This is a genomic window from Devosia oryzisoli, from assembly GCF_014837245.1.
Classification (GTDB): Bacteria; Pseudomonadota; Alphaproteobacteria; order Rhizobiales; family Devosiaceae; genus Devosia; species Devosia oryzisoli.
The window spans coordinates 1-4,976 of record NZ_JACYFU010000008.1; the positions used below are offsets into that span (position 1 = coordinate 1).

The window sequence follows — 4,976 nt, forward strand, 5'->3', positions numbered from 1 at the left end:
GATCCCCTGGCCCCAGACGGGCTGGTCGAGCAGCAGCGCCAGGAGCGTGCCCCCGATGATGGTGATGACAAGCACACCCCCCACCAGCAGCAGGGTGTTGACCAGCGCCTGGGTGAAGCTGGGATCGCCGATGACGTAGCTGTAGTTGGCCCAGCCGGCGAACCCGGTCATCATCGGATTGAGCAGATTGTAGTTCTGGAAGCTGAACCACAGCGTCATCGCCAGCGGAACCGCCATCCACACCAGCAGCACAAGCACCGCCGGGGCCATCATCACGCGCGCAAGAGTTCGGGTTTGTCTCGTCGCCATTTTCTCGTGACTTCCTCCCGGCGTGGCCGAGGCCACGGGGTCATTCCCCCCAAGCGGGAACCCCTGTTCGCTCCGCACCGAAACGAAGGTTCCCGTTTCCGCGGGAATGACCCGCTGATCCACAACGGTCTCTTGGTGTCCTGTTCAGGCAGTTCGCCCGGCCGATCGAGGGGATCCATCGGCCGGGCGTCTTTCGGGGGGAGGACCCTACTTGATATAGCCGGCGCGAGTCATTTCACGCAGGGTGGATTCCTGGGCCTGGGCAAGGGCCTCATCGACCGTCATCTGCCCCGCCAGAGCGGCCGAGAAAAGCTGGCCGACAGTCGTTCCAATGCCTTGGAACTCGGGAATGGCCACAAACTGCACACCGACATAGGGAACCGGCTTAACCGAGGGCTGGGTCGGGTCTGCCGCATAGATGGACCCGAGCGTCATCTCGGCGAAGGGCGCAGCCGCCTGATACTCGGGGTTCTCGTAGAGCGAGATGCGCGTGCCCGGCGGCACGTTGGCCCACCCTTCCTGCGCGGCCACTGTCTCGAGATAGGCCTTGTCGGTGGCCCAGCCGATGAACTGTTCGGCCGCATCGGCGTTCTGCGACGAAGCTGGAATGGCCAAAGACCACGCCCAGAGCCAATTCGCCCGCTTGCCGAGGCCCGTGTCGGGCGCCAGGGCAAAGCCGACCTTGTCGGCAACGGTAGAGTCATCCGGGTTGGTCACGAAAGACGCGGCAACGGTGGCATCCATCCACATTGCGCACTTACCCTGCTGGAACAGGGTCAGGTTTTCGTTGAAGCCATTGGACGACGCGCCCGGCGGGCCGGATTCCGTGACCAGCTTGACATAGAAGTCGAGCGCGTTCTTCCATTCCGGCTGATCAAACTGGGGCCGCCAATCTTCGTCGAACCAGCGGGCGCCAAAGGAATTGGCGGTAACGGTGATCAGCGCCGTATTCTCGCCCCAGCCAGCCTTGCCGCGCAGGCATATACCACTGATATCGTTCGCCCGATCGGTCATGGCCGCAGCCGCTTCGGCGATGAAATCCCAGGTCGGCGCCTCCGGCATCTCGAGGCCGGCTTTTTCCATCAGATCCGTGCGATACATCAGCATGGAGGACTCGCCATAGAACGGCGCAGCATAGAGTTTTCCGTCCACGGACAGTCCCTGCCGGATGGGCGGGAGCAGGTCGTCGATGTCGTACTCGGCATCTGCGGCCAACCCGTCGAGCGGCTTGAGCCAGCCCTGCTTGGCCCAGATGGGGACTTCGTAGGTGCCAATGGTCATGACGTCGTACTGCCCGCCATTGGTCGCCACGTCTGTCGTTACGTTCTGGCGCAGCGTGTTTTCCTCGAGCACGACCCAGTTGAGCTCGATGCCGGTTTCTTCGGTAAAGGCGCTCGATAGGCCCTGCATCCGGATCATGTCGCCATTGTTGACCGTGGCGATGGTGAGAGTCTGCGCACTGGCGGACGTCAGCATCGCGCCCAAGGCGATCAAACTCAGAAATCCCAATCTCATAGATATCCTCCCTAGCGAACGTGAACTTTTATGACGTTCGTGATCATATGTTCACAGTCAGCAGGGGCCGTCAACGTACATATGATCAAAAATGCACGCTACGTGCATATGCTCATTCAAGGAGCGACCGCGCCGTGTCTTCGTCGGTGATCAGCCCGTTGACCAGCCGACCTCGCAGGGCAGCTTGTATCGAGGCAAGCTTGCGTGGCCCACACGCCGCGGCAACCACGAGGTTCTTGGGATCAGGGCAAACAGGAGCCGAGGTCACGCGGGCATTGATATCGTTGGAGAGAAGGGCTCCGCTTGCATCAAAGCTCCATCCGACAATTTCGCCGACGGCGCCTGATTTCATCAATTGAAGCAGTTCGTCGTGAGAAATGAATCCGTCTATGAACTGCTGGGCTTCAAGGTCCATCTGGCCGAGCCCGACCAAGGTAAGGTCGGCGATACCGACCAGTTCGTGAACCCGCCTCACCATCGGCAATGCAATCAGCAGGTCTCGCTGGGCGGCCCCCTCGGCGAGGACGGGGAGCGGCACCGGAAAGGCGCGGGCACCGCTGATTTCGGCGAGGCGCGTGATGACGTCGAAGCGGCTCGCAGACCCGTCCGGGGCAATGTTCCCGACCAACGCCACCAGCGTATGCTGTTGGCCGTTCATCGGCTGCAGTTGCTCGATACCGGCCCGCAAGGTACGGCCGGTTCCGAAGGCGATGGTGGCCGGCTTCTGCGCCGAAAGCGATGTTTCGACAATCCCGGCGATGGCATTGGCAACGCCGCTCACCGACGCCAGATTCTGTGTGTCGGTGGGAGAAATCCAGCAGGTTCGCAAGCCATACCGTTGCTTCACCTGCTCGGCCAGTTCCATGCACGAGGCAATGGGATGCTCGAAACGGAAGGTGATCAGGCGCTGGGATACAGCCGAGGAAACCAGACGTTGGGCCGTTGGCCGGGAAACGCGCAACTCACGCGAAATTTCTTCTTGAGTCTTGCCCGCGACGAAATAGAGCCAGGCGGCCCGGGCAGCCAGCTCGAGCCTGTTACTTTCGGCATCGTAGCTCATCAGCGCACTCCATTGGACCGTCTAAGTATCAGGGACCCTACATATCCAAGCTGCAGCCACTTCCGCAACGCTTCCAACTTTTCCGCGCAATGTCACGGCCGCTGGCGGTCGAGGATCGCCCTCCCCAATTGCGCTCGCCTTGGGGCGACTTCCTCCGATAGCGGTCAACAAAAACCGGCTGAACCCGAAGGGCAGGCTACGGCGATGTGAGAAGGGCAACATCAGGAGCGCAAATGCGCCCGACGGCGCATCGCCCGAACGAATCCGCGCTAGCCAACCCGGTGTCGTTTCGGCCCTGTGGAGAAGAGGCTGTGGTGCCCAGGAAGAAAGGCTTCGGAGGGCTTGAGACCCGAACTGCTGCCGGCTGGCACAGTCCTGGCACATTGGCGGCACAACTAGGCCGAACTTTGGGCTAGAAACCCAAGGCAGACACTGCTCTCGTGTTGTCCAATGGCTGGCACCAGACTGCGCTAACCAGCTGGTTTTTCTGATGTTTTGAGGTATCGACTGGCGGAGAGAGAGGGACTCTCCGGGAGTTCCGGAAGCACGGAGCTTTCAGCGGTTTAGGCTCGAAAACCAATGTGTATCAGGCACATTTGGATTTCAAGAGCCGCGTGGAAGCATGAATTTGAATGCGCCTGACCTGCCACTGAGCTTTCATCCAGCGGCGACTAGAGCCTCGGCTGTTTCTGTTACGCCGTAAGGCGCGGGTTGGGCAACCGGATGTCCGGCTGCGGTGAAAACCTCGGCGAATGCCGCCGGGGTTTGATATCCAAGCGAGGAGTGAGGCCTTGTGGTATTGAAATCCTCCCTCCATTCGGCGATGGCGCTACGCGCATGGTCGATGCCGAAGAACAGGCTCTCGTTCAGCAGTTCGTCCCGCATCCGGCCGTTGAAGGATTCGACATAGCCGTTTTGCATCGGCTTGCCCGGCGCGATGTAGTGCCATTCGACACGGTGATCCTTCGACCAGGCAAGGATGGCGTTCGAGGTGAACTCGGTGCCGTGGTCGGAAACGATCATGTCCGGCTTGCCGCGACGGCTGATCAGATCGGTCAGCTCACGTGCCACCCGACGACCGGAGATCGATGTGTCCGGGATCGCAGCCAGGCACTCGCGCGTCACGTCATCGACGATGTTCAGCACGCGAAAGCGCCGCCCGCAGGCGAACTGGTCGTGCACGAAATCCAGTGACCAGCGCGCATTCGGTCTTGCCTTGAGCAGGATCGGCGCTCGCGTGCCCACCGCTCGTCGCCGCGCCCGGCGCTTGCGAACAGTCAACCCTTCCTCCCGGTAGAGCCGATAGATGCGGTTGATCCCGGAAGGCTCGCCCTCCCGCCGCAGCAGGATGAACAGCCGCCGATAGCCGAACCGGCGGCGCTCGTTGGCGAGATCGCGCAGTCGGCCGCGCAGTTCAGTCTCTGGCGGGCGGCGCGATCGGTAGCGGATCATCTTGCGGTCCGCACCGATGAAGGAACAGGCCCGACGCTCCGACAGCCCCATGACGGCTTGCAGATGCGCGACGGCTTCGCGCTTGGCGGCGGGCCCTACCATTTTTTTGACAGAAGCTCCTTCAGCGCCGCGGCCTCCAGCATCTGGTCCGCCAGCAGCTTCTTCAGCTTCGCGTTCTCGTCTTCCAGAGCCTTCAGGCGCTTGGCGTCGGATACGTCCATCCCGCCATACTTCGCCTTCCAGTTATACAGCGTCGCCTCGGAAACCCCGTGCATGCGAGCCAGATCGCCAGCCTTCGCGCCCGCCTCATGCTCGGGCAAAACCGCAATGATCTGCTCTTCCGTAAATCGCTTTCGCTTCATCTGTCCGTCCTTCGATCAAGGCCAGGACTCTAATCTCAGATGGAGGAAAAACTCAGTGGCAGGTCACGTTCGCAACGGCCGCGTCGTTGAATCGAGAATGGTACTGGGCGCCAGCGCCTGACGGTAGCGGGGGAGCTCTGCCACCAACTTCAGATAGCTGGACACCCGCAAAAACCCTCGCGCCTTTGATGCTGTCGTGATTCACTGACGATGCTTGATCATGGAGCATCGTCATGGACCCACAGTCGCTGTTCAGCCTGAACGATCACCTGGAGGCG

General features: G+C 61.2%; 3 protein-coding genes and 1 pseudogene. All 4 read right to left on the reverse strand.

The genetic code is table 11. From position 1 onward, the window contains the following. Nucleotides 1-309 (reverse strand): annotated as a pseudogene (locus tag IC608_RS17860) (sugar ABC transporter permease); the annotation flags it as partial. A 207-nt stretch (nucleotides 310-516) separates the two neighbouring features. Then, nucleotides 517-1,824 carry an ABC transporter substrate-binding protein gene (locus IC608_RS17865; protein ID WP_191778320.1) on the reverse strand — a complete coding sequence of 436 codons (1,308 nt, stop codon included), beginning with the start codon at nucleotides 1,822-1,824 and terminating at the stop codon, nucleotides 517-519. 112 nt (nucleotides 1,825-1,936) lie between these two features. After that, nucleotides 1,937-2,884, reverse strand: coding sequence for a sugar-binding transcriptional regulator (locus IC608_RS17870; protein WP_345890927.1), 948 nt, complete (start codon nucleotides 2,882-2,884; stop codon nucleotides 1,937-1,939). A 657-nt stretch (nucleotides 2,885-3,541) separates the two neighbouring features. After that, a protein-coding gene (locus IC608_RS17875) for an IS3 family transposase (RefSeq protein ID WP_191778322.1) occupies nucleotides 3,542-4,698 on the reverse strand; the annotation gives its coding sequence in 2 pieces (ribosomal slippage) (nucleotides 3,542-4,446 and nucleotides 4,446-4,698; 1,158 coding nt in all). Between the last annotated feature and the right edge of the window lie 278 nt (nucleotides 4,699-4,976).